Annotated in this window: 25 protein-coding genes and 2 tRNA genes; 24 read left to right on the plus strand and 3 right to left on the minus strand. The window is 44.9% G+C overall.

All coding sequences use genetic code 11. The annotated features are described in order from the left end of the window. Window positions 1–12: 12 nt before the first annotated feature. Entirely contained in the window at window positions 13–285 is a 273-nt protein-coding gene (locus ICN41_RS09980) for an NHLP leader peptide family RiPP precursor (RefSeq protein ID WP_216292786.1), read from the minus strand. A 103-nt stretch (window positions 286–388) separates the two neighbouring features. On the opposite strand from ICN41_RS09980, the gene ICN41_RS09985 reads away from it, so the two are divergent. The 15 genes from ICN41_RS09985 to ICN41_RS10055 all read left to right on the plus strand — a co-directional run bounded on the left by ICN41_RS09985 (window position 389) and on the right by ICN41_RS10055 (window position 11007). Next, window positions 389–973, plus strand: a complete 585-nt coding sequence (locus ICN41_RS09985) for a hypothetical protein (protein WP_216292787.1) — start codon at window positions 389–391, stop codon at window positions 971–973. Between the two features lie 32 nt (window positions 974–1005). Next, on the plus strand, window positions 1006–1818 hold the full coding sequence (locus ICN41_RS09990; protein ID WP_216292788.1) for a TatD family hydrolase: 813 nt from the start codon (window positions 1006–1008) through the stop codon (window positions 1816–1818). 48 nt (window positions 1819–1866) lie between these two features. After that, on the plus strand, window positions 1867–2280 hold the full coding sequence (locus ICN41_RS09995) for a hypothetical protein (protein ID WP_216292789.1): 414 nt from the start codon (window positions 1867–1869) through the stop codon (window positions 2278–2280). Between the two features lie 61 nt (window positions 2281–2341). Then, a tRNA-Val gene (locus ICN41_RS10000) sits at window positions 2342–2418 on the plus strand. Between the two features lie 101 nt (window positions 2419–2519). Then, the gene (thrS, locus tag ICN41_RS10005) at window positions 2520–4442 is read left to right on the plus strand and encodes a threonine--tRNA ligase (RefSeq protein WP_216292790.1); all 1923 of its coding nucleotides are present in this window, start codon (window positions 2520–2522) and stop codon (window positions 4440–4442) included. A 42-nt stretch (window positions 4443–4484) separates the two neighbouring features. Then, entirely contained in the window at window positions 4485–5009 is a 525-nt protein-coding gene (infC, locus tag ICN41_RS10010; RefSeq protein ID WP_216292958.1) for a translation initiation factor IF-3, read from the plus strand. 138 nt (window positions 5010–5147) lie between these two features. Further along, window positions 5148–5345 (plus strand): 50S ribosomal protein L35, encoded by a 198-nt coding sequence (rpmI, locus tag ICN41_RS10015; RefSeq protein WP_011902674.1) that lies wholly within the window; start codon window positions 5148–5150, stop codon window positions 5343–5345. A gap of 25 nt (window positions 5346–5370) precedes the next feature. Next, window positions 5371–5736, plus strand: coding sequence for a 50S ribosomal protein L20 (gene rplT / locus ICN41_RS10020; RefSeq protein ID WP_011902675.1), 366 nt, complete (start codon window positions 5371–5373; stop codon window positions 5734–5736). Window positions 5737–5763: 27 nt separating this feature from the next. Beyond that, window positions 5764–6810, plus strand: a complete 1047-nt coding sequence (pheS, locus tag ICN41_RS10025; protein WP_216292791.1) for a phenylalanine--tRNA ligase subunit alpha — start codon at window positions 5764–5766, stop codon at window positions 6808–6810. A 27-nt stretch (window positions 6811–6837) separates the two neighbouring features. Next, entirely contained in the window at window positions 6838–9294 is a 2457-nt protein-coding gene (gene pheT, locus ICN41_RS10030; protein WP_216292792.1) for a phenylalanine--tRNA ligase subunit beta, read from the plus strand. Between the two features lie 46 nt (window positions 9295–9340). Then, window positions 9341–9664 carry an integration host factor subunit alpha gene (locus tag ICN41_RS10035; RefSeq protein ID WP_216292793.1) on the plus strand — a complete coding sequence of 108 codons (324 nt, stop codon included), beginning with the start codon at window positions 9341–9343 and terminating at the stop codon, window positions 9662–9664. Beyond that, window positions 9642–9992 carry a MerR family transcriptional regulator gene (locus tag ICN41_RS10040; protein WP_216292794.1) on the plus strand — a complete coding sequence of 117 codons (351 nt, stop codon included), beginning with the start codon at window positions 9642–9644 and terminating at the stop codon, window positions 9990–9992. Before ICN41_RS10035 ends, ICN41_RS10040 begins: the two co-directional genes overlap by 23 nt. A gap of 23 nt (window positions 9993–10015) precedes the next feature. Then, window positions 10016–10092, plus strand: a tRNA-Pro gene (locus tag ICN41_RS10045). Between the two features lie 36 nt (window positions 10093–10128). Continuing rightward, the gene (locus tag ICN41_RS10050; RefSeq protein ID WP_216292795.1) at window positions 10129–10539 is read left to right on the plus strand and encodes a PaaI family thioesterase; all 411 of its coding nucleotides are present in this window, start codon (window positions 10129–10131) and stop codon (window positions 10537–10539) included. Window positions 10540–10722: 183 nt separating this feature from the next. Further along, window positions 10723–11007: an H-NS family nucleoid-associated regulatory protein gene (locus ICN41_RS10055; RefSeq protein ID WP_216292796.1), complete on the plus strand. Its 285-nt coding sequence runs from the start codon at window positions 10723–10725 to the stop codon at window positions 11005–11007. Between the two features lie 54 nt (window positions 11008–11061). Here the strand turns inward: ICN41_RS10055 and ICN41_RS10060 are convergent, their stop codons facing one another. Next, window positions 11062–11760, minus strand: a complete 699-nt coding sequence (locus tag ICN41_RS10060; RefSeq protein WP_216292797.1) for an excisionase family DNA-binding protein — start codon at window positions 11758–11760, stop codon at window positions 11062–11064. Between the two features lie 300 nt (window positions 11761–12060). Here ICN41_RS10060 and ICN41_RS10065 point away from each other — a divergent pair, with 300 nt between their 5' ends. The 9 genes from ICN41_RS10065 to bamC all read left to right on the plus strand — a co-directional run bounded on the left by ICN41_RS10065 (window position 12061) and on the right by bamC (window position 23454). Further along, the gene (locus ICN41_RS10065; RefSeq protein WP_216292798.1) at window positions 12061–14916 is read left to right on the plus strand and encodes a 2-oxoglutarate dehydrogenase E1 component; all 2856 of its coding nucleotides are present in this window, start codon (window positions 12061–12063) and stop codon (window positions 14914–14916) included. Window positions 14917–14956: 40 nt separating this feature from the next. Continuing rightward, a complete protein-coding gene (gene odhB, locus ICN41_RS10070) occupies window positions 14957–16153 on the plus strand; it encodes a 2-oxoglutarate dehydrogenase complex dihydrolipoyllysine-residue succinyltransferase (protein WP_216292799.1) in 1197 nt (398 codons plus the stop codon). 12 nt (window positions 16154–16165) lie between these two features. Continuing rightward, the gene (gene lpdA / locus ICN41_RS10075; RefSeq protein ID WP_216292800.1) at window positions 16166–17602 is read left to right on the plus strand and encodes a dihydrolipoyl dehydrogenase; all 1437 of its coding nucleotides are present in this window, start codon (window positions 16166–16168) and stop codon (window positions 17600–17602) included. Next, window positions 17603–18706, plus strand: a complete 1104-nt coding sequence (gene zapE, locus ICN41_RS10080) for a cell division protein ZapE (protein ID WP_216292801.1) — start codon at window positions 17603–17605, stop codon at window positions 18704–18706. A 9-nt stretch (window positions 18707–18715) separates the two neighbouring features. Continuing rightward, complete coding sequence (locus ICN41_RS10085) at window positions 18716–19564, plus strand: 3',5'-nucleoside bisphosphate phosphatase (RefSeq protein WP_216292802.1); 849 nt, start codon at window positions 18716–18718, stop codon at window positions 19562–19564. 21 nt (window positions 19565–19585) lie between these two features. Further along, window positions 19586–20788 (plus strand): tryptophan--tRNA ligase, encoded by a 1203-nt coding sequence (locus tag ICN41_RS10090; RefSeq protein ID WP_216292803.1) that lies wholly within the window; start codon window positions 19586–19588, stop codon window positions 20786–20788. A gap of 11 nt (window positions 20789–20799) precedes the next feature. Continuing rightward, the gene (locus ICN41_RS10095; RefSeq protein ID WP_216862334.1) at window positions 20800–21327 is read left to right on the plus strand and encodes a bifunctional 2-polyprenyl-6-hydroxyphenol methylase/3-demethylubiquinol 3-O-methyltransferase UbiG; all 528 of its coding nucleotides are present in this window, start codon (window positions 20800–20802) and stop codon (window positions 21325–21327) included. Window positions 21328–21436: 109 nt separating this feature from the next. Continuing rightward, window positions 21437–22309: a 4-hydroxy-tetrahydrodipicolinate synthase gene (dapA, locus tag ICN41_RS10100; protein ID WP_216292960.1), complete on the plus strand. Its 873-nt coding sequence runs from the start codon at window positions 21437–21439 to the stop codon at window positions 22307–22309. After that, a complete protein-coding gene (bamC, locus tag ICN41_RS10105) occupies window positions 22306–23454 on the plus strand; it encodes an outer membrane protein assembly factor BamC (protein WP_216292804.1) in 1149 nt (382 codons plus the stop codon). Before dapA ends, bamC begins: the two co-directional genes overlap by 4 nt. Before the next feature lie 62 nt (window positions 23455–23516). On the opposite strand, the gene ICN41_RS10110 is transcribed toward bamC, so the two are convergent. Beyond that, window positions 23517–23705 carry a hypothetical protein gene (locus ICN41_RS10110; RefSeq protein WP_216292805.1) on the minus strand — a complete coding sequence of 63 codons (189 nt, stop codon included), beginning with the start codon at window positions 23703–23705 and terminating at the stop codon, window positions 23517–23519. Between the last annotated feature and the right edge of the window lie 61 nt (window positions 23706–23766).

Raw genomic sequence — 23766 nt, forward strand, 5'->3', positions numbered from 1 at the left:
CAGGGTACGAGTTTAGGGTAGTGCTTGAAAATGCGGATGTAAGTCATTTGCATGTTGAACTAAATTTTCAAGATCTTTCTGTGAGACCTTATTGGGCTTGGCAGGGATCACTAAGGTGAAATGAGTCTCAGTATTTTGTATGACTGCAACTGAAATATTGCCAGCAATCTCAATACCTTCTTGCCTAAGTATTTCTTTAGGGTTATTCATTAAATGATCGGCAAATTCAGGATCTGCCCAACATTTATGGACAAGTTCTTTATATTTAACGCTTGTTTCGTTCATAATGGAGTAGCCTTTTATAGATTTGATGTATAGAGCTATTAAAGTGATTGGTAAACGTAAAATTATCACTGGGCAGGTTAACTTATATTAAATCATTTTGATCATGAATAATTCAAATTCTCAACAGCAAGTCCTGTATCCAGTTTCATTCGTATCTTATATTGCTATAGAGGCACTCTTCCTCGCTGTTTTAGGAATTCTTTGTTTTTATGTTGATCAACAAAAAGATTATAGAAACGATTATGGCATCTTGAGTGCAATTATTTTCGCTGGCTTTTTTTGCCGTGGGATAACAATATATCTGCTTACAACTATAGTTTCAAAAAATCTTGCCCTCTCCTTACTTACTCCATTAGTGGAGTTAATATTCGTAATTTTTCTATTTACACATCCCGTAGAAGTCTTTAAACATTTGCAAACTTTTGCCGGTTACTTTTTAATCTTAACCGGAGTTCTTCGGCTCTATGATGCCTATTGGATGAAGATTCAGGGAGTTATATCATTTTGTTGCGCTACAGGATTATTGCTCATAGCAAATGGTATTTTGATCCTGCTGGACTGGCCATCGGCTGGTCTCTGGAGTCCTTGGATTGTCATTGGTGTAGAGCTTATTACACTTTCTGCCTTACATTTTTGGTTTGTTTTTTTTGTTCGATCTAATATTGACTTAGGAACTAGTAAAGCATAGCTTTATAAAAATTGGGTTTTTAGAATACAGGCATGTTTATAGATTCTCATTGCCACCTTAATTACCCTGAATTCAGTGAGCGTATGCCCGCGGTACTGGAGAGTATGGCTCAAGCTAAAGTTACCCATGCACTTTGTATTGGTGTTGACATCCCTAACTTTTATCAAATAAAAAACCTGATTAATACATATGATCACCTTTATGGTTCTGTAGGTGTTCATCCTGATTTTGAAAATACACCAGAGCCAACTGAGGAATACTTAATTGAAGAAGCAAAGCACCCTAAGATTATTGCCATTGGTGAAACTGGGTTAGATTACTTTCAAATTGAAAAAAAGATATCTAGTAACCTTGAGTGGCAAAGAGAGCGTTTTAGGATACATATTCGATCTGCTATTGCTACCGGCAAACCCTTAATTATTCATGTACGAGAAGCAGCTGACGATACGCTCAGAATATTACAAGAAGAGGGCGCAGAAAAAGCTGGTGGAGTTATCCATTGTTTTACAGAAAGCTTTGATTTTGCAAAGCAGGCCATGGACTTGGGATTTTATATTTCTTTTTCAGGTATTGTGACATTCAAAAATGCTAAGGCATTACAAGAAACCTGTCGTCAGCTTCCGCTGGATCGGATATTAATCGAAACTGACTCTCCTTTTTTGGCCCCGAATCCCTATAGAGGCAAAGTGAATGAGCCGGCTTGGGTGGCTCATGTAGGTGCTTTTGTTGCGGATTTAAGAAATATTTCTGTTGAGGCCTTAGGAGAGGCTACCAGCAATAATTTCTATCGCTGCTTTAATTTAACGAAAAATCAATCTTCACTAGCAACTCCAATGATGGTTTAATATAAACATCAGAAAAGCCTTATTAATGGGGACGTAAGTATTAGCATCATGGTGGAAGATAAAAAACATATTCCCGAAATTTTAGTGGGTATCCTATTGTTGACTGAATTTATAAACTGGATCAGTTTCATACCTCCAGATGATTATTCATTTCACATGCCGCCGCTGGATTTTTTTCAACCGATTATTGTTTTCTTAACGTCTGCTCTTGCAGCTTTCTTGCTATTTCAAAATCCCAGCTTAGCAAGGAAAAGACTTTTTATCGTCATACAGTCAGCGGTGATTGCTCTTGATATTTTTCTTGTGACTGTAGTTTCTTTAAATTGGCGTTTAAATTTTGCTGGAATGCTTGACCAAATTGCAATTTCCCTCTTAATTGTAATTATCTTTTCAAGATTCATCCTTATTTACCGCGCCATTAAAATCCCCAGTGATTTGGCTGACGAGTCTTTGGCACCCTAAATCCCCATATCTTATGTAAGCATCTGACTCTATCGATAAGATAAGGTAAAATGATAACTTTAGGCTCGTAGCTCAGTTGGTTAGAGCACCACCTTGACATGGTGGGGGTCGTTGGTTCGAGTCCAATCGAGCCTACCAACGAATAAGACCCAAAGAGGCGCGGATGCTCAACGGCTGCCGCGCTTTCTTTTTCTTGAGCGATGTATTAAATGAAGTTCGGTAAATAAGATGGAGTTGTCATGCTTGTAGTTACTCTGCCCGATGGATCAAAACGTGAGTTTGAGGCTCCCGTTCGTGTAGCGGATGTTGCTCAAAGTATTGGAAGTGGGCTTGCAAAAGCTGCCTTAGGTGGCATTGTTGACGGCAAGATGGTGGATACCAGCTTTTTGATCGACAAAGATAGTCAGCTGGCGATCATTACCGATAAGAGTCCTGAGGCTTTAGAAATTGTGCGTCATTCCACGGCACACTTATTGGCTTACGCTGTGAAAGAGTTATTTCCTGAAGCGCAGGTCACGATTGGTCCAGTTGTAGAGAACGGTTTTTATTACGATTTCTCTTACCATCGTCCATTCACACCAGATGACTTAGTTGCGCTTGAAAAGAAAATGACTGAGCTCGCCAAAAAAGATGAGCTAGTAACTCGTAGCGTATTGCCGCGCGATGAAGCGATCAAGTTCTTCAAAGATCAGGGCGAAGATTACAAAGCAGAATTAATTGCGAGTATTCCGCAAGGCGAAGATGTATCTCTATATGCAGAAGGCAAGTTCACCGACTTATGCCGAGGTCCGCACGTACCTTCTACGGGTAAGTTAAAAGTCTTTAAGCTGATGAAGCTTGCTGGTGCTTACTGGCGTGGCGATAGTAAAAATGAGATGCTGCAGCGAATTTACGGAACTGCATGGTTGCGCAAGGAAGATCAAGATGCGTATTTGCATATGCTTGAAGAGTCTGAGAAGCGAGATCATCGTCGCTTAGGAAAGCAACTCGATTTATTTCATTTCCAAGAAGAAGCGCCCGGTTTAATTTTCTGGCATCCAAAAGGCTGGTCAATCTGGCAAGAAGTTGAGCAGTACATGCGACGCGTGTATCAACAAGAGGGCTATCAAGAAGTCAAGGCGCCCCAGATATTGGATCGCGGTCTTTGGGAAAAGTCTGGTCACTGGGAAAACTATAAAGAAAATATGTTCACGACGGAGTCGGAGAACCGTGCTTATGCATTAAAGCCGATGAACTGTCCAGGCCATGTACAAATTTATAACTCCGGTTTGCATAGCTATCGTGAGTTGCCATTACGTTTTGGTGAGTTTGGTCAATGTCATCGCAATGAACCATCGGGTGCTTTGCATGGCTTGATGCGCGTGCGCGGCTTTACGCAAGATGATGGTCATATTTTTTGTACCGAAGATCAAATTCAGTCAGAAGTTGCCGCCTTTGATAAAGCGGTCCGCGCTGTTTATCAGGACTTTGGCTTTACCGAAGTAGCCGTGAAGCTCGCTTTACGCCCTGCAAAACGCGTTGGCGACGATGCCATTTGGGAGAAGGCGGAAGAAGCACTGCGTGGAGCATTAAAGGCCTCTGGCCAAGAATGGGAAGAGTTGCCAGGAGAGGGTGCTTTTTACGGTCCAAAGATCGAATACCACCTGAAAGACTCAATTGGCCGTACTTGGCAGTGCGGCACGATTCAGGTTGATTTCTCAATGCCAGCCCGTTTAGGCGCTGAATATGTAGCTGAAGACAACAGCCGTAAGACCCCAGTGATGCTCCATAGGGCAATAGTGGGCTCTTTAGAGCGTTTTATTGGCATTTTGATCGAAAACCACGCTGGGAATATGCCCGTTTGGCTTGCTCCTACTCAGGCTGTAGTCCTAAATATCTCGGGAAATTCTGCTGCATATGCACAACAAGTGCAGCAATTGCTGAAAAAACAAGGGTTTAGAGTCGAATCTGATTTGCGGAACGAGAAAATTACGTATAAAATACGCGAGCACGCATTACAGAAGATCCCATTTTTGCTAGTTGTAGGTGATAAAGAGTCTGAAAGTAATACGGTAGCCGTTCGTGCCCGTGGCGGAGTGGATTTAGGTGTAATGCCTCTTGATGCCTTCGTTGCCCGACTCCAGCAGGATATATCCCAAAAAGTCGGACCCGAGCCTAGCTAGGGTTAGAACGGTTTTTATTGTTTTTTTAAAGGAATTAAGAAGATCGCTACTGAAAAATTGCAGCGCATTAACCGGGAAATTACTGCTCCTGAAGTGCGTTTGATTGGAATTGATGGAGAGCCCATCGGTGTAGTTAAGTTGAGTGAAGCCTTGGCTGCAGCAGAAGAGAAAGAGACCGATCTGGTTGAAATTGCTCCTACCGCTGTTCCACCTGTAGTCCGGATTATGGACTTTGGCAAATTCAAGTACCAAGAAGCCAAGCGGATGCATGAAGCAAAGCTGAAGCAAAAAGTGATTCAGGTGAAGGAAGTTAAATTCCGTCCCGGCACTGATGATGGTGACTACGGTGTGAAGCTACGCAATCTAATCCGCTTTTTAGAAGATGGCGATAAGACAAAGATTACGTTGCGGTTTCGGGGTCGTGAAATGGCCCACCAAGAAATCGGAGCAAGAATGTTGGAACGTTTGAAGTTGGATTTGCAAGAGCATGGCCAAGTCGAACAGTTTCCAAAAATGGAAGGCCGCCAGATGGTGATGGTACTAGCCCCCATTCGTAAGGCTAAGTAAAAAGGCAATTCGCAGGAATTATCTTTTTCTTATGTAGGGAGGCACTGAAAAGTGCTGGCAGTTAGAAGTGCTTCTGGGTACAGGAAGAGTAACCGTCGGTTACCACCTATGTTGCACAAGTAGAAGAAGGGGTGCTTTATGCCCAAGATGAAGAGCAAGAGTAGCGCTAAAAAGCGCTTCACGGTTCGCGCAGGCGGAACGATTAAACGAGGTCAGGCTTTCAAACGCCACATCCTCACCAAGAAGACCACAAAGAACAAGCGTCATTTACGTGGTTCCACTGAAGTTGCGAAGGCAGACGTTAAGTCAATTCGCTCCATGCTTCCTTACGCTTAACCTCAGACTAGATTAGGAGAATTAAATGCCAAGAGTCAAACGTGGGGTTACAGCAAGAGCCCGTCATAAAAAAATCACCGATGCCGCAACAGGTTACCGCGGCCGTCGTAAGAACGTATTCCGTATTGCTAAGCAAGCGGTTATGCGTGCTGGTCAATATGCATATCGTGACCGTCGTAATAAGAAACGTGTATTCCGCGCTTTGTGGATTGCCCGTATCAATGCGGCAGTTCGTCAACATGACATGACCTATAGCGTATTCATGAATGGTATGAAGAAAGCTGCGATCGAACTCGACCGCAAAGTGCTTTCTGATATGGCCATTGCTGACAAAGCGGCTTTTGCTGCTTTGGTTACTCGGATCAAATCCGTAGTAAACGCTGCAGCTTAATTCTTAGTTTTTAAAAACTAAGCTGCAATGGTTTCTCTCGACCAAATTGTCGAGGATGCTAAACGTGATTTCCTCGGAGCTGCCGATGCGGCGGCTCTGGAGGACGCGAAAGCCAAGTATCTCGGTAAATCAGGTGTTCTCACTGAGCGTTTAAAAGCGCTTGGTGGAATGTCGCCTGAGGAGCGTAAGAGTGCTGGCGCCCAAATTAATCAAATCAAGACCCAAGTAGAGGCTGCATTACAAGAGCGTCGCCAAGCTCTGGCTGATGCGGTATTGATGCAGCGTCTTGCAGCTGAGTCTATCGATGTTTCCATGCCTGGCCGTGGCCAAGCGGTAGGAAGTTTGCATCCTGTGATGCGAACCTGGGAACGTGTTGAGGAGATCTTTCGCTCTATTGGCTTTGATGTTGCTGATGGGCCTGAGATTGAAACCGATTGGTTTAATTTCACAGCCTTAAATAGTCCAGAAAACCATCCTGCACGATCAATGCAGGACACCTTTTACATTGATGGCAAAGATTCGAATGGGAAGCCTTTGTTATTGCGCACCCATACCAGTCCGATTCAGGTTCGTTATGCGAGTGAGCATGTTAAGAAATACGCTAACGCAGATGTAATGCCCCCAATTAAGGTGATTGCACCAGGCAGAACCTATCGTGTAGATAGCGATGCAACCCATTCACCTATGTTTCATCAGGTAGAGGGTTTATGGATTGCAGAGAACGTTTCGTTTGCGGATCTCAAGGGTGTCTATACCGATTTCTTAAGAACCTTCTTTGAAACGAATGAGTTGCAAGTTCGTTTCCGTCCTTCCTATTTCCCATTCACAGAACCTTCTGCTGAAATTGATATGGCTTTTGCTAGCGGCAAATTGGCTGGTCGTTGGTTAGAAATTTCTGGAGCGGGGCAGGTTCATCCTCATGTGTTGCGCAATATGGGCATTGATCCAGAGCGCTATATCGGATTTGCATTTGGCTCTGGTTTAGAGCGCTTATCGATGTTGCGTTATGGCATTGATGACTTGCGTCTCTTTTTTGAAAATGATTTACGTTTCTTAGCGCAGTTCCCTGCATAACCATATTATTTAATCTTAGATCGCGCTATGCAATTTTCTGAATCTTGGCTTCGTCAGTATGTAAACCCTTCGCTTGATAGCGATGCATTAGGTCACGCAATGACAATGGCTGGCTTAGAGGTTGAAGAGCAGCATTCAGTTGCCCCTGCATTTACCAAGATTGTGGTTGCTCAGATTCTGTCTGCTGAGCAGCATCCGGATGCAGATCGTTTGCGCGTATGTAAGGTAGATGTTGGTACTGGTCAAGAATTGCAAATTGTTTGTGGTGCACCCAATGCACGTGCTGGCATCAAAATTCCATGCGCTCTGGTAGGTGCAGAGTTGCCTCCAGCGGAAGCGGGTGGCAAGCCATTTATGATCAAAGTTGGCAAACTCCGTGGCGTAGAAAGCCAAGGTATGTTGTGCTCCGGTCGTGAGCTTGGTCTTGGTGATGACCACGAAGGCATTTTGGAGTTGCCTGAAGATGCTCCAGTGGGTCAAGATATTCGTAAATACCTTGATCTAGATGATCAAATATTTGTAGTTAAGCTAACTCCAAATAAAGCCGATTGCCTCTCTTTAATAGGGCTAGCTAGAGAGGTTTCGGCTATTACTGGTGCGCCGCTTCATTTGCCAAAACCATCCTTGCCTCTTATCAGTATTGATGAGAAATACAAGGCGAATATTCTAAGCGATGATCTATGTGGAAGATTCTCGGGTCGCCTTATTCGTGGTGTAAACCCGCAAGCAAAAACGCCAGATTGGATTGTCCAGCGATTATCTCGTGCAGGGCAGAGAAGTATTTCCGCTTTAGTTGATTTGTCAAACTATGTCATGCTTGAACTTGGGCAGCCAAGCCACGTTTTTGATATTGATAAATTACAAGGTGATATAGAGGTTCGTTGGGCACGTCCAGGCGAAAGTCTGGAGTTGTTGAACGGACAAGTAGTTCAACCCGCCGCCCCCAATTTTGCTGGCAATACTCTGAATGTTGCTGTAGTTGCTGATCAATCTGGTCCCGCTGCTTTAGCTGGTGTAATGGGTGGTCGTCATTGCGCTGTTAGCGACAGCACAACCAATATTTATGTTGAGGCTGCATTCTGGCTCCCCTCAGCCATAAGAGGTAGAGCGCGGCATTTCAATTTCAATAGTGAGGCGGCACATCGCTTTGAGCGTGGTATTGACCCTCTGGCTACAGTCTCTGCCCTTGATTACATCACTGCCTTGATTCTTGAAGTTTGTGGGGGTCGAGCTGGTCCTATAGACGACCAAATTTTCAATTTACCTGAATGTAAGCCTGTTTCAATGCGTTTAGCACGAGCAGAAAAAGTCATCGGTATTTCGCTGACTAATGAAATAGTTGCGGATGTGTTCAGGCGTCTTGGTTTTGAATTCAAGCAAGAGGGTGATGTATTTATTGTGACGCCCCCAAGCTATCGTTTTGACATTGAAATCGAAGAAGATTTAATAGAAGAAGTCGCGCGCATGTACGGCTTTGAAAATATTCCAGATACTCCACCAGTAGCTACACTCAAAATGAGTGCCAAGGCTGAAGCAAAACGGGGTATCCATTTGCTGCGTCAACGTTTAGCCTTGCAGGGCTATCAAGAGGCAGTGAATTTTGGTTTCACTGATCTTGAGAGTGAGCAGCGCTTAACTGGTGCCGCTGAAAAAGACATCATTGCCGTCCTTAATCCGATTGCTAGCCAATATGGGGTGATGCGCAGTACCTTATGGGGTGGCTTGTTAGCTAACCTTAAAGCCAATTTAAATCGCGGTGCAGGTCGTGTGCGCCTGTTTGAGGCTGGACGAGTATTTAAGCGCGATGCTAATGTGCAAGAAGAAGCTGGCAAAGTGGCTGGCTTTCATCAAGCACAGAAGATTGGTGGATTAGCTTATGGATGTTCAGTCCCTGAGCAATGGGGTAGCGTAACTAAGGCGGTAGATTTCTTTGACGTTAAGGGCGACCTAGAGCGAGTCTTGGATCCGCTCTATTTTGTAACTCAAGCCGCACAACATCCAGCGCTGCATCCAGGTCGTAGTGCTCAAGTGCTTTTGAAATCCCCCACCGGTTTACTTGCGGTAGGCTGGATTGGGGAATTACACCCTGGCTTGCAACAAGCCTATGAGTTGCCACAAGCACCGGTTCTATTTGAATTGGACTTAGAGCCCATTCGTGATTTGGGTTTACCCATCCCGCAAGAATTAAGTAAGTTTCCTGCAGTGCAGCGTGATTTAGCTCTCGTTGTAAAACAATCCGTTTCTGCGCAATCATTGTTAGATGCCATGATGAGCGCCAAACAAAATTTTGTTCAAACCATTGCGCTCTTTGATGAATTTAAACCAAAGGCTGGTTCAGGTAGCATGGCAGAAGATGAAAAGAGTTTGGCTTTCCGTATCACCCTGTTAAACCCTAATGAAACATTACAAGATGCCCAAATTGACGCAGTAATGACCCTATTATTAGGCGCAGTAGAAAAAAAATGCGCAGCTCGCTTGCGCTAGGTTTACTATTACATCAATATTAAAAAAAAGTTAGAAGAGAATCGGCATGAGCGACTTAAATCTGAACGATACCGTTACCAAGAATGAGCTTTCAGAGGCACTTTTTGATCAGGTTGGGTTAAACAAGCGTGAAGCCAAAGATATGATTGATGCATTCTTTGACCGCATCGGCCATTCTCTCGAGGCAGGTGTTGAAGTAAAGATATCTGGTTTTGGTAATTTTCAGCTGCGCAATAAATCGGCTCGCCCTGGCCGAAATCCTAAAACAGGTCAAATGATTCCGATTGCAGCGAGACGCGTAGTTACCTTTCATGCAAGTCAAAAGCTAAAAGATGTAGTGGAGTCGCATGCTCGAGAAAACCGAGTTTGATGCAAGCTCGGCACTGCTGAGCTCTCAACTCCCTCCTATTCCTGCTAAGCGTTATTTCACCATTGGTGAGGTGGCAGATCTTTGTGGTGTACGTTCGCATGTGCTGCGCTATTGGGAGCAGGAGTTTTCGCAGCTTAATCCCCAGAAGCGTCGAGGCAATCGTCGCTATTATCAACATCATGAAGTGGTCTTGATTCGAAAGATTAGGGCGCTGCTCTATGAAGAAGGCTTCACTATTAGCGGCGCTAGAAATCGTCTCGAAGAAGCTCGCGGCGAGCTCAAGCTTCGCGATGAATTGCTAGCCGTTCTCAATATTCTCTCTAAGTAGTACTGATACAATTTTGTCTTCGTCGGGGCGTAGCGCAGCCTGGTAGCGTACTTGCATGGGGTGCAAGTGGTCGGAGGTTCAAATCCTCTCGCCCCGACCAATTCATTTCTTCTGACCTCTTTTAGTTCCTTCTTTTATGACTGCCAAACAAAAGCCCACCCAATATTTTGGTTTAACAATTCCCTTCTTAGATCATTTGGGAGTTGTGCCTGAATACGCTGAAAACGGTAAGTCGCGCATCACATTAACTATGCAAGCAGAGCATGAAAATAGCTTTGGTGTCGCTCATGGTGGTGTGATCATGACCTTATTGGATTTTGCTATGGCTGCTGCTGCCCGGAGCAGCATGAATCATCCCTTAGGCGCAATCACCATCGACATGACCATTAGCTTTTTGCGTCCCACTGTGGGCCGGATTGCAGTTGAGGGTACGGTCCTCAAATCTGGAAAGTCTATTAATTATTGCGAAGCAGTTGTATTAAACGAAGCAGGGGAGATTACCGCTAAGTCGAGTGGCACATTTGTCCTAAGAAAGCCGAATGCTTAGTTATTAAGCATAGAATTTATAATTAATATATTAATAATATTTTAATTACCCTGATTATTTGAGATTTAATATAGGTATATAATTCTTTATATTGCTAAGTTAATTAATTTATATATAATTAATTCTTTAAATAGTGTATTTACTGCTATTTGACATAAACTATTATTTGGAGAGTATGAATTTATGGCTTCTTATAAAGAGCTCTTGGCCCAGCGTGAACAATTAGATAGACAGATCAAAGAGGCTATTGCACACGAGAAGGCAGACGGCATTGCTAAGGCAAAGCTGATTATTGAGCAGTACCATTTAACCGCTTCGGACCTATTTAGCCGCAAAACGGGGATTCGGAGCGCGGGTGGCAAGGTGGCTCCTAAGTACCGTAACCCCTCTACAGGTGAAACATGGACTGGTCGTGGAAAGGCTCCTAAGTGGATTGAGGGTAGAGATCGTAGTAGCTTTGTTATATAAGCTATTGATAGTAAAGGATTAATTAAAAGGCCGCTGCTAAAGTGGCCTTTTTTACTAGAGACACTTCCTAGCAAGAGCCTCAACAAATACCGTTTCTAGTAATTCATGGCGGCTACGATGAGACCATGTTGGATCAAGTTCCGGATTGGTGGCTGGGTAGGCAACAATGAATGGATTAAGCTCAATTAAGCCCTTTTCAAGCTCTATTTTGATGTTTTCAGATAAGGGTGGCTTAGCACCACTATTTTCATCGATAAGGGTAACGATCCCAGGATGGAGTCTGATAAAACCTTCATCTACTAGTATAGGTATACGCTGTGTGTCCTTGTTTTTACTAAGATAATGGATCAGATGCACCTGTTCAATAGGGGGAATGAGGGCATCTAAGAAGATAAGGTCTGGGGCGATAGATACGGCCTTCATTAGACCCTCAAGACTATCAATCGCCACCTCCATTTCCACCTTTAATTGCCATTCTTGAGAGGCTTCCAATAATTCTTCACTATTCTCAGCTCTTCTAAATATGCCTAAGGCAACACAATTGAGAGTTGATTTTTGCCTCATTGCCCGTTTTCGACGCTGAAGCTGTTGTTCGAGCGAGCTTGCCAAGATTCTCCTATGGCCCCCACGGGTTTTCCAGGCGATTAATTCACCTAGTTCCACCATTTTTTGGACAGTGCCTAGAGATACTTGCAGCACCTTAGCGCTCTGCCTGGTACTGAGATATTCCATATCTGGGGTAATTGTTTTCATATTTCCCTTTATTTTTATTAATCTAATTGAAGATTTAGAGAATAAGAATCAAATATGTTTGTATCTGTCGGGCAATATTGAAAGGGTAGTAGGAAAATTCTTATTAATCCCTTATTTCTAGGGAAATCCCCCAATCTACAGGAAATCAGGGAAAGCCCTTTATAAATCAATGGGTAATCGTGTTAAATTACGAGGGTAGTAAATGTATTTGCACAGAGCAATTCGTGAAACGGTTTAGCCGCTTAGCGAATGGTTATAACCACAGTTTTTATTCGGGAAACCCGATGAAAGGTGAGCATCATGATGCAGGACCAAAGAGATAACTCCTATCTCTTCGGCGGAAACGCCCCCTATGTAGAAGAGCTCTACGAATCCTACTTGCACGATCCGACTTCTGTTGAAGGGCATTGGCGAGACTATTTTGATAACGTGAAACAAGTTCCTGCAGTAGATGGTTCATCTAGAACCGATATTGCACACGGACCTATTGTTGCTTCATTTGCTGAGCGCGCGATGCAGGGCCCCATCAGAACAATTTCTGATTCGGCCGACTCAGAAATGGGCCGTAAACGCGTTGCTGTTCAGCAATTACTTGCCGCGTATAGAAACGTCGGTAATCGCTGGGCTGATATTGATCCACTGAAGCGTACGGAGCGCCAGGATATTCCTGAGCTTGATCCTGCTTTCTATGGCTTTACTGATGGCGATATGGATATCGTCTTCAATACCAGTAATACTTTCTTCGGCAAGTCAGAAATGACTTTGCGCGATTTGCTCCAGGCTTTACGTGAAACTTACTGCGGCACGATTGGTGCTGAGTTCATGTTCATTGCGGACCAAAAAATTAAGAAATGGTGGCAAGAGAAGTTAGAGTCCATTCGCTCTACGCCCCGTTTTAATGTGGATGAGAAGCGTCAGATTCTGGATCGCGTTACAGCGGCAGAAGGTCTGGAGCGTTATCTTCAGGCAAAGTACGTTGGACAAAAACGCTTCTCATTAGAGGGCGGTGAAAGCTTTATTGCCTGTATGGATGAGTTGATTCGTGAAGCAGGCTCCAAAGGCGTCCAAGAGATTGTGATCGGTATGGCACATCGTGGTCGTCTGAACGTCTTGGTTAATACCTTAGGCAAAATGCCTAAAGATTTGTTTGCCGAGTTTGAGCACAAGGGCCCTGAAACATTGCCAGCAGGTGACGTTAAATATCACCAAGGCTTCTCCAGTGATATTTCTACACCTGCAGGTCCAGTCCATTTGTCATTGGCATTTAACCCATCCCATTTAGAGATTGTCAACCCAGTTGTTGAAGGTTCTGCTCGTGCTCGTATGGAGCGTCGTGGTGATTTATTGGGTGAGCAAGTATTGCCAGTGTTGGTTCATGGTGATGCAGCTATTGCTGGACAGGGTGTCATGCAAGAAACTTTGGCAATGTCAGAGGTTCGCGGATATTCCACCGGCGGCACTTTCCATATTGTGATTAATAATCAAATTGGTTTCACCACATCAGATCCTCGCGATTTACGCTCAAGTTTGTATTGCACCGACATCATGAAAATTGTTGATGCGCCCGTATTGCACGTAAACGGTGATGATCCAGAAGCAGTTGTCTTGGCGACCAAGTTGGCTATTGAGTTCCGCACTAAGTTTCATAAAGATGTCGCGGTTGATATTGTTTGTTTCCGTAAGCTAGGTCATAACGAGCAAGATTCACCTGCGATGACTCAGCCTTTGATGTACAAAATCATTGCAGCACACCCTGGTACACGTAAGGTTTACGCTGATAAATTAGAAACCCAAGGGGTTCTGCCGGCAGGTACTGGTGACTTGATGGTCAAGGAATACCGTGCCGCCATGGATGAGGGCAAACAAACCTCTGATCCAGTCTTGAGTAATTTCAAAGGAAAGTTTGCTGTTGATTGGTCGCCATTCCTAAATAAGAAATGGACCGACGAAGCGGATACTGCTATTCCATTAACTGAGTGGAAGCGTTTGGCAGAGAAGATTTCCACCATTCCAGATAATTTCAAAGCCCACCCATTGGTTGAGAAGGTCTACAAAGACCGTGCTGCCATGGGTCGCGGAGAAGTGAATATCGACTGGGGTATGGGTGAGCACATGGCTTTCGCTTCTTTGGTGGCCAGTGGCTATCCAGTTCGTTTATCTGGTGAGGATAGCGGGCGAGGAACTTTTACCCATCGTCACTCTGTATTGCATGATCAAAACCGTGAGAAGTGGGATATTGGTACTTACACTCCGCTTCAGCACGTTACTAAAGATCAAGCCCCGTTTGTGGTGATTGACTCCATCCTATCTGAGGAAGCGGTTCTCGGTTTTGAGTATGGTTATGCTGCAGCAGAGCCAAACACACTCACGATCTGGGAAGCGCAATTTGGCGACTTTGCTAATGGTGCTCAGGTAGTAATTGACCAATTTATCGCTTCTGGTGAAGTGAAGTGGGGTCGTGCAAACGGCTTGGTCATGATGTTGCCGCACGGCTACGAAGGTCAAGGTCCAGAGCACTCATCTGCGCGTCTTGAGCGTTTTATGCAGTTGTGCGCTGATACCAATATGCAGGTGATTCAGCCTACTACTGCTGCACAGATTTTCCATGTCTTGCGTCGTCAGATGATTCGTCAGTTCCGTAAGCCGCTGATCTTGTTTACGCCTAAGTCTTTATTGCGTAACAAAGAGGCTGCCTCACCTTTATCTGAATTCACTAAAGGTGGATTCCAGACTGTAATAGGTGAGCGAGATGATTCTATTGATGCGAAGAAGGTGACTCGCTTAATTATGTGCTCCGGTAAGGTCTATTACGATTTAGTAAAAGCCCGTGCCGACAAGAAGATTGAGGATGCTGCAATTATTCGTTTAGAGCAGTTGTATCCATTCCCGCATAAAGCGCTTGCTGCTGAGATCAAGAAATATCCAAAATTAGAAGAAATTGTATGGTGCCAGGATGAGCCGCAAAACCAAGGCGCATGGTTCTTCGTGCAACACAATATTTTGGAAGGCATGTCTGATGGTATGAAGTTGGGTTATGCAGGTCGCCCAGCATCAGCTTCACCAGCATGTGGTTATGCCCATCTCCATCAAGAGCAGCAGAAGTCATTGCTCACAGCGGCATTTGCCAAACTTAAAGGTTACGTGATAACGAAATAATCGTTCTCATTACTCTACATACATATCACTAGGATTAATCATGGCTATTTTTGAAGTTAAAGTTCCCCAACTCTCTGAATCTGTTGCTGAGGCAACTTTATTGCAATGGAAAAAGAAAGTCGGCGATGCCGTCGGTCAAGACGAGATCTTGATCGAAATCGAAACAGACAAAGTGGTGCTAGAAGTTCCTGCTCCATCTGCTGGCGTATTGACAGAAATCATCGTCGGTGACGGCGGCACTGTTGTTGCCGAGCAATTGATCGCCAAGATTGATAGCACTGCTGTTGCCGCTGCTGCTCCTGCGGCTGCCGCACCTGCTGCTGCTTCAGCACCTGCAAAAGCTGCAGCCCCAGCAAAGACCGCTGGTGCAGCTGCTTCTCCTTCAGCTGCAAAAATCCTTGCTGAGAAAAACGTTGATGCTGGCCAGGTAGCTGGTTCTGGACGTGATGGTCGTATTACTAAGGGTGATGCATTGAATGCAGGCTCTAGCGTTACTAAGTCTGCCGCATTACCAAGCGCACCAATGCCAATGGGTGATCGCCCAGAAGAGCGCGTACCAATGAGCCGTTTACGTGCTCGTATCGCTGAGCGTTTACTTGAGTCACAAGCAAACAATGCCATTTTGACCACATTTAATGAAGTCAATATGGGTCCAGTGATTGCATTGCGTAATAAATATAAAGACCAGTTTGAAAAAGTGCACGGTGTGAAGTTAGGCTTTATGTCTTTCTTTGTAAAAGCAGCTACTCATGCGCTCAAGAAATTCCCATTACTGAATGCTTCTGTAGATGGCAATGACATCGTTTACCACGGTTACTTTGATATCGGTATTGCAGTGAGCTCACCACGTGGCCTGGTTGTCCCAATCTTGCGCGATGTTGACCAAATGAACTTGGCTGATATCGAGAAGAAGATTGCTGAGTTTGGCACTAAAGCTCGCGAAGGTAAGCTCTCCATTGAGGAGCTCACTGGTGGTACATTCTCCATCTCAAACGGCGGTGTGTTTGGCTCTATGCTCTCCACCCCAATCATCAACCCACCGCAATCTGCGATTTTGGGTATCCATGCCACCAAGGATCGCGCTGTAGTTGAGAACGGTCAAGTTGTTGTGCGCCCAATTAATTACCTTGCTTTGTCATATGATCACCGCATCATTGACGGTCGTGAGGCTGTGCTTGGTTTGGTTGCCATGAAGGATGCTTTGGAAGATCCTTCACGTCTCCTCCTTGATTTGTAAGAAGGGAAGATCATGAGCCAAGCTTTTGATGTTCTCGTAATTGGTGGTGGCCCTGGCGGCTACATCGCCGCTATTCGTGCAGCGCAACTCGGTTTTAAAGTTGCCTGTGCTGAATCGAATGCCTATGATGATCCTAAAGGTGAGCCACGCTTGGGCGGTACTTGCTTAAACGTAGGCTGTATTCCTTCTAAGGCTTTATTAGCTTCTTCTGAAGAGTTTGAGAAGATTGGCCATCATGCAGCGGACCATGGCATCAAAGTGGGCTCGGTCAGCATTGACTCCAAGAAGATGGTTGCCCGTAAGGATGACATCGTTACCAAAATGACTGGTGGTATTCAGTATTTATTCCGCAAAAACAAAATTACTTTGTTAAAGGGCCACGCTTCTTTTGAAGGTAAGGGCGCTGATGGCTATCAAGTCAAGATTGATGGTAAGGATAAAGAAACAGTAACAGCTAAAAACGTCATTATTGCCACTGGTTCTAAAGCACGTCATTTACCAGGTCTCACAGTCGATAACGTTCTCATTTGCGATAACGAGGGTGCGCTGAAGTTTGATTCAGTGCCTAAAAAACTCGGCGTGATTGGTGCGGGCGTGATTGGTTTGGAGCTTGGATCTGTATGGCGTCGTCTTGGATCTGAAGTAACAGTACTTGAAGCATTGCCAACATTCTTGGCGGCATGTGATCAAGGTATTGCTAAAGAGGCGCAAAAGCTTTTCTCCAAACAAGGCTTGAACATCAATATGGGTGTGAAAATCGGTGATGTGAAAGCGGATAAGAAGGGTGTAGTGGTTAACTACACTGATAGCGCTGGCAAAGCAGTTAAATTGGAATGTGATCGCTTAATTGTTTCAGTTGGTCGTGTTCCCAATACTGATAAGTTGGGCCTAGACAAGATTGGCTTAAAAGTAGATGAACGTGGTTTCATTCCAATTGATGACCATACTTGCGCTACTGCTGCGCCTGGCGTTTACGCTGTAGGTGATGTGGTACGTGGTCCGATGTTGGCTCATAAGGCTGAAGATGAAGGCGTATTGGTTGCTGAGGTGATTGCAGGTCAAAAGCCCCACATTGATTACAACTGTATTCCTTGGGTTATCTACACCGATCCTGAAATTGCTTGGGTTGGCAAAACAGAGCAAGCACTTAAAGAAGCTGGCGTTGCTTATAAGGTTGGTCAATTTCCATTCGCAGCTAATGGTCGCGCACTAGGTATGGGCCGTGCTGATGGTTTTATCAAAATCTTGGCTGATGCCAAAACGGATGAGATTCTTGGCGTTCATATTATTGGTGCAAATGCTTCAGATTTAATTGCTGAAGCCGCTGTTGCAATGGAATTCAAAGCTGCAGCTGAAGATATTGCACGTATCTGTCATCCGCATCCAAGCTTGTCAGAAGTGATGCGCGAAGCAGCATTAGCGACGGATCAACGCGCATTAAATATGTAATTGAAAACCATTGAGTTTTACCATCAAGAGTTAAAGGCGCGCGGGTATCAAAGTGATCCCGCGCAGCTTCGTGCTGTTGAGCGATTACAGCAGTGCGAGGATGAGTGGATTGCATATAAAGAAATCCGTAGCAATAGCCTAAAAAAGAAAATCTTCAAGCCTAAGCTACCTCGAGGTTTATATCTTTGGGGTGGGGTAGGTCGCGGCAAATCTTTCTTGATGGATTGTTTTTATGAGGCATCTCCATTAGAGAAAAAAGTTCGCATTCATTTTCATGAATTTATGCGTGAAGTGCATCGAGAATTGCATGAACTGTCCGGCTTGGCAGATCCATTAGATGAACTTTCTAAGCGTATCGCTAGTCGCTATCGTTTAATTTGTTTTGATGAATTTCATATCAATGACATCGCTGATGCGATGATTTTGTATCGCTTGCTCAGTGCACTATTTGCTGATCGTGTGCAATTTGTGATGACTTCAAATTACCGTCCCGATCAACTTTATCCGAATGGATTGCATCGAGATCGCCTCTTACCTGCAATCAAATTACTTGAGGAACAATTGGAGGTACTCAATGTGGATGCTGGGAATGACTATCGCCGTGTGCAGATGGCGCAAGTCGAAGCTTATTTAACCCCCTTGAATGAGAAGACAGATCAACGCTTGCTAGATATGTTTCATGGCTTAATTGGCCATCAACCAGAAGTAAGGAAACCGGTACTTAATATTGAATCGAGAGAATTGCGGCCACTTCATATGGCGGATGGCGTGGTCTGGTTTGACTTTCAAACGCTATGCTGTGGCCCACGCTCTCAAAATGATTATCTGGAAATTGCTAAGCAATTCCATACCGTCATTTTGTCGGGAGTGCCCTATATGCCCCCCAGAATGACAAATGAGGCTAGGCGTTTTATTTGGCTGATTGACGTTTTATATGACCATAAAAATAAGCTGATCCTCTCTGCCGAGGTTCCGGCGCCTGATTTATATACAGAAGGCCAAATTACGAGTGAGTTTTCACGCACCGTATCCCGTTTGATCGAAATGCAGTCCCGCGACTACCTAGATGCACCCCGTCGTGTAATCGATACCAGCTTGACCTAAAATAGGGTCATGAGTTCATTTTCAGCCATTAATGCCGATTTACACTGTCATTCAGTAGTCTCTGATGGCACTTTAACGCCTGAAGAACTTGCGCAGCGCGCTCATGCAAATGGAGTGCAGTTATGGTCCTTAACTGATCATGATGAGTTAGGTGGTCAAGAACGTGCGAAAGCCGCAGCTGCTGCATTAAAAATGGATTACTTAGCTGGCGTAGAGATTTCTGTTACCTGGATGGGGCAAACCATTCATATCGTAGGTCTAGGAATTGACCATCAAGATGCGGGCATCTTGGATGGTCTAAAACGTACGCGCGAAGGTCGCGGTGATCGCGCTAAACAAATGGCCGAGCAATTACTTAAGGTTGGTATTCCAGGTGCTTATGAGGGTGCATTGCATTACGCCGGCAATCATGATTTGATTTCTAGAACACACTTTGCGCGTTTTTTAGTGGAGCAGGGTGTTTGCAAAGATACTGAACAGGTGTTTAAAAACTATTTAGTGGAAGATAAGCCTGGGTTTGTGCCGCACCGTTGGGCTAGCTTAGATCAGGCTATTCACTGGATTCGGCAAGCCGGGGGCGTTGCAGTCATTGCCCATCCAGGACGTTATAAACTCAATGCCATCCAAAGGGATGAGCTTTTCAAATTCTTCAAAGACCATGGTGGAGCTGGAATAGAAGTTATTACAGGAAGTCATAGCCCTGATCAGTATCAGGAGTATGGAAAAATTGCTAAGCAGTATGGTTTTTTAGCTTCTCGTGGATCAGACTTTCATGACCCCTCTGAAAGCCATATTGATTTAGGAGTTTTACCGCTGCTGCCCGAACACCTTACCCCTGTTTGGTCTGTGTTTCATTAATTAATTAAAGATAAAAATAAGATGTTTGCTGAACGCGTTCTCTCTGGCATGCGACCTACTGGTAACTTACACCTAGGACACTATCATGGCGTCTTAAAAAACTGGGTGCGCTTGCAGTCAGAATATCCTTGCTTCTTCTTTGTGGCAGATTGGCATGCTCTAACAACTCACTATGAGACTCCAGATGTCATAGAGCAATCTGTCTGGGATATGGTGATTGATTGGTTAGCTGCTGGCGTGGATCCGAATCAAGCAACCTTATTTATTCAAAGCAAAGTGCCTGAGCATGCAGAGCTTTTCTTATTGCTCTCCATGGGAACCCCATTGGGATGGCTTGAAAGGGTGCCTACCTATAAAGACCAGATTGAAAAATTAAAAGAAAAAGATTTGCAAACCTATGGCTTTTTAGGCTATCCCTTATTGCAGTCAGCGGATATTTTGATCTATCGCGCGCAATTTGTACCAGTTGGTGAAGACCAAGTTCCACACGTTGAGATGACACGTGAAGTAGCGCGGCGCTTTAATTACTTATATGGACGTGAGCCTGGCTTTGAGGAAAAAGCTCTGGAAGCAGTGAAGAAGCTGGGAAGTAAACGCGCCAAGATGTATGCAGAATTGCGTGTTGCTTTTCAGGAGCGTGGCAATGATGAAGCATTAGAGCAAGCAAAGGCTTTGTTGCAAGAAGCACAAAGTCTTTCTATGGCCGATCGTGAAAGATTGTTTGGATTCTTGGAGGGTTCGCGTAAGATCATACTTCCAGAACCACAAGCTTTACTAACGGCTGCTTCTCGGATGCCTGGAATTGACGGTCAGAAAATGTCTAAGTCTTACGGAAATACCATCGGTATCCGTGAGTTGCCAGAGGATGTGATCAAGAAAGTCAGAACTATGCCAACTGACCCAGCTCGGGTTCGTCGCACTGATCCTGGCGATCCAGCCCGTTGCCCAGTATGGCAGCTACATACGGTCTATTCCAATGAAGAGACCAAGCAGTGGGTTGACAAGGGCTGTAAGTCTGCTGGTATCGGTTGTCTTGAGTGTAAGCAGCCGGTGATTGATGCCATTCTTGCTGAGCAACAACCGATGTTTGAGCGGGCACAAAAGTATCTAGATGATCCTAGCTTATTGCGCTCGATCATTGCGGATGGCGGTGACAAGGCGCGTAAGGTTGCTCAGGAAACCATGCGTGAGGTCCGTGAAGCTATGGGTCTTGCATACGATTAAAGGTAGCGTCCTTGCCTAACCATGAAGCAATAGCAGAAGCCTCACCCTGGGTGAAGCGTTTTGCTACGCTGATTCCACCACAAGGTGCTGTATTAGATCTTGCCTGTGGTTCAGGGCGACATTCTCGCTATTTGGTTAACGCGGGGTTTTCAGTTACTGCTGTTGACCGCGATATCACCGTATTAGCATCAGATAACACTCCTCAAATTACGACCCAAGAGCTTGATCTTGAGCTGGATACTTGGCCTTTAAAGGGCCGAGTATTTGATGGCATTGTGGTGAGCAATTATTTGTATCGCCCCCACTTAGATCAATTGCCCCAGATGCTTGCTGCTGGGGGAGTGCTCATTTATGAAACCTTTGCCCAGGGAAATGAGGCTTTTGGCAAACCCTCAAATCCTAATTTCCTCTTAAAAACAGGGGAATTACTTGCTTTAGCCCTAAGATATGGTCTAAAAGTCGTGGCTTATGAGGATATTTATCAAGATAAGCCCAAGCCAGCTATGATGCAGCGGATCTGTGCCGTAAAAGCGTTCTAAAAGTACGCATTCCGTTACAATTTCAGGGTTAAGACAGCTAAAAATCGGTATACATTCGGTGACAAATACAGCGCATTCCGCAAGAAATAAAAAGCCCATCTCTGGCAGCATGCCGGCTATTGTTACGCCGATGCTTGAAGACGGTAGCTTGGATTACGCCAGTTTGCGTTCATTGCTCGATTGGCATGTATCCGAAGGAACCGATGGCATTGTGGTTGTAGGTACTAGCGGAGAGTCTCCAACAGTATCCGTAGAAGAACATTGCGAGTTGATTCGTGCGACTGTTGAGCATATCGCTGGCCGAATTCCGGTGATTGCGGGAACCGGTGGTAATTCGACATTAGAAGCAATTGAGTTAACTCAATTTGCAAAAAAAGTTGGCGCAGACGCGAGCTTGCAAGTCGTTCCGTACTACAACAAGCCAACTCAAGAGGGCATGTATGCCCATTTTAAAAAGATTGCAGAGTCAGTTGATCTGCCAGTGATTTTGTATAACGTACCGGGACGCACGGTGGCTGATCTAGCAGGCGACACGGTTGTGCGTTTAGCAGATGTTCCAGGCATTATCGGCATCAAGGATGCGACAGGTAGTCTTGAGCGGGGTACGCTTTTAATCGCCGATCTCAAGCGGGCGGGTCATGAGGACTTTTCTGTATTTTCTGGCGATGATCTAACAGCTGCCATGCTCATGCTGATGGGTGGTAAAGGTAATATCTCGGTAACGGCAAATGTGGCTCCACGATTGATGCATGAACTTTGCGTGGCGGCTATGTCAGACGATGTCAAAAAGACTCGTGAGATTCAATACAAATTAATTTCTGTGCACAAAGCGATGTTCATCGAAGCTAACCCAATTCCCGTGAAATGGGCCTTGCATCAGATGGGCAAAATTACTGCTGGCATCCGCCTGCCATTAACACCTTTAAGTGAGCCTTTGCGCGAGCCCTTAAAGGCAGCATTAAAACAAGCGGGTCTACTATGATGAATTTTGCGTATTACTTTCGCCGATATTGTTCGATTCTTGCTTTGTTAATGGTGGCGATTGCCAGCTTGACTTCATGCAAATCTGTCACTAGTAATGACACCGTTGATTACAAAGGTAGTGGTGCTATTCGCGGCCCTAACTTAGCATACCCGCCAGACTTGATTACATCTCAAGCGGATCGTCGTTATATTGTGCAAGACGGTACAGCTACCATGTCTGACTACAATGCAGCAGTAAAGAAGTCTTCACAATTGAGAACTAATGTCATGACCGGTATTCCGGGCATGCGCATTGCTCGTGATGGTGAGCGTCGCTGGTTGGTAGTGGAGAAGCCTGCAGTCGAACTCTACCCACAAGTAAAAGATTTCTGGCAGGAAAACGGCTTCTTATTGGTGATTGATTCTCCATCTACCGGAATTATGGAAACCGATTGGGCTGAGAACCGCGCGAAGATTGCACAAGACTTTATTCGATCCGCTATTGGCGGTGCGCTTGGTTCTATTTTTGATACTGGTGAGCGCGATAAATACAAAACACGTTTAGAGCCAACTAAGCCTGGTGAAACCGAGATTTTTATTACTCAACGTGGCGCAGTCGAAGAGTGCGTGCGTGACGTTACGCAGGCCTGCCTTTCCACTATCTGGACCCCACGACCTAACGATCCAGAGTTAGAGGCAGTCTTCTTAGCGCGACTTATGGAGCGTTTAGGAATGACTCAAGAACAGGCTAAAGCAATGGTTGCTGCACCTTTGGGTCCAAAAACACCGAAAGCGAAATTTGTTCAAGATGGCGTTAATACAGCCCATATTGAAATGAGTTCAGGGTTTGATCGCTCTTGGCGTGATGTGGGTTTAGCGCTTGATCGTTCGAACTTCTCCGTTGAAGACCGCAATCGTTCCAGCGGTGTTTATTATGTTCGTTACGTCAATCCAAAAGATTTAGGCGACACCAAAGGTTTCTTCACTAACTTGTTTAGCAGCAAGGATGACTCCAGTTTAAAGGCTAAGCGATATCAAGTTGTTGTGAAAAGCACTGGTGATAATTCTGCAAGTATTTATGTGCAAGATGCTGATGGCAAACCTGAAAATACTCCGGCAGGATTTCAATTGCTGACGATGCTTGCAGATCAATTAACGAGATAAGAACTTTAAAGATGCAAATAAAAAAGCCGCTTTTCAGCGGCTTTTTCTCTTCATGAAGAAGATTACTTCTTAGCGTCAGCAGCTGGAGCAGCAGCAGGAGCAGCAGGTGCAGCAGGAGCAGCAGCAGGAGCTTCAGCAGCAGGTGCAGCAGGAGCAGCAGCAGGAGCAGCAGCAGGTTTAGCTTCTTCTTTTTTACCGCAAGCAGCTAAGGCGATTGCTAACATAGCAGCGAGTACGAGTGACTTCTTCATTTGTAGTTTCCTCTTAAAAAAATTACAGCAATTACCGGTAATTGTTGTCGGACTATTCAAG

Origin of the sequence: Polynucleobacter sp. 15G-AUS-farblos, assembly GCF_018882445.1 — a bacterium.
Taxonomy (GTDB): Bacteria; Pseudomonadota; Gammaproteobacteria; order Burkholderiales; family Burkholderiaceae; genus Polynucleobacter.

Bases quoted from the DNA above. Each gene is read 5' to 3' on its own strand.
- ICN41_RS10060 (WP_216292797.1), bottom strand. From the start codon at position 11,760: ATGAAAACAATTACCCCAGATATGGAATATCTCAGTACCAGGCAGAGC.
- ICN41_RS10035 (WP_216292793.1), top strand. From the start codon at position 9,341: ATGAGCGACTTAAATCTGAACGATACCGTTACCAAGAATGAGCTTTCA.
- lpdA (WP_216292800.1), top strand. From the start codon at position 16,166: ATGAGCCAAGCTTTTGATGTTCTCGTAATTGGTGGTGGCCCTGGCGGC.
- ICN41_RS10110 (WP_216292805.1), bottom strand. From the start codon at position 23,705: ATGAAGAAGTCACTCGTACTCGCTGCTATGTTAGCAATCGCCTTAGCT.
- dapA (WP_216292960.1), top strand. From the start codon at position 21,437: ATGCCGGCTATTGTTACGCCGATGCTTGAAGACGGTAGCTTGGATTAC.
- ICN41_RS09985 (WP_216292787.1), top strand. From the start codon at position 389: ATGAATAATTCAAATTCTCAACAGCAAGTCCTGTATCCAGTTTCATTC.
- ICN41_RS10040 (WP_216292794.1), top strand. From the start codon at position 9,642: ATGCTCGAGAAAACCGAGTTTGATGCAAGCTCGGCACTGCTGAGCTCT.
- ICN41_RS09990 (WP_216292788.1), top strand. From the start codon at position 1,006: ATGTTTATAGATTCTCATTGCCACCTTAATTACCCTGAATTCAGTGAG.
- pheT (WP_216292792.1), top strand. From the start codon at position 6,838: ATGCAATTTTCTGAATCTTGGCTTCGTCAGTATGTAAACCCTTCGCTT.
- rpmI (WP_011902674.1), top strand. From the start codon at position 5,148: ATGCCCAAGATGAAGAGCAAGAGTAGCGCTAAAAAGCGCTTCACGGTT.
- rplT (WP_011902675.1), top strand. From the start codon at position 5,371: ATGCCAAGAGTCAAACGTGGGGTTACAGCAAGAGCCCGTCATAAAAAA.
- odhB (WP_216292799.1), top strand. From the start codon at position 14,957: ATGGCTATTTTTGAAGTTAAAGTTCCCCAACTCTCTGAATCTGTTGCT.
- ICN41_RS10065 (WP_216292798.1), top strand. From the start codon at position 12,061: ATGATGCAGGACCAAAGAGATAACTCCTATCTCTTCGGCGGAAACGCC.
- ICN41_RS10090 (WP_216292803.1), top strand. From the start codon at position 19,586: ATGTTTGCTGAACGCGTTCTCTCTGGCATGCGACCTACTGGTAACTTA.
- bamC (WP_216292804.1), top strand. From the start codon at position 22,306: ATGATGAATTTTGCGTATTACTTTCGCCGATATTGTTCGATTCTTGCT.
- ICN41_RS09980 (WP_216292786.1), bottom strand. From the start codon at position 285: ATGAACGAAACAAGCGTTAAATATAAAGAACTTGTCCATAAATGTTGG.
- pheS (WP_216292791.1), top strand. From the start codon at position 5,764: ATGGTTTCTCTCGACCAAATTGTCGAGGATGCTAAACGTGATTTCCTC.
- thrS (WP_216292790.1), top strand. From the start codon at position 2,520: ATGCTTGTAGTTACTCTGCCCGATGGATCAAAACGTGAGTTTGAGGCT.
- ICN41_RS10085 (WP_216292802.1), top strand. From the start codon at position 18,716: ATGAGTTCATTTTCAGCCATTAATGCCGATTTACACTGTCATTCAGTA.
- ICN41_RS10055 (WP_216292796.1), top strand. From the start codon at position 10,723: ATGGCTTCTTATAAAGAGCTCTTGGCCCAGCGTGAACAATTAGATAGA.
- ICN41_RS10050 (WP_216292795.1), top strand. From the start codon at position 10,129: ATGACTGCCAAACAAAAGCCCACCCAATATTTTGGTTTAACAATTCCC.
- ICN41_RS09995 (WP_216292789.1), top strand. From the start codon at position 1,867: ATGGTGGAAGATAAAAAACATATTCCCGAAATTTTAGTGGGTATCCTA.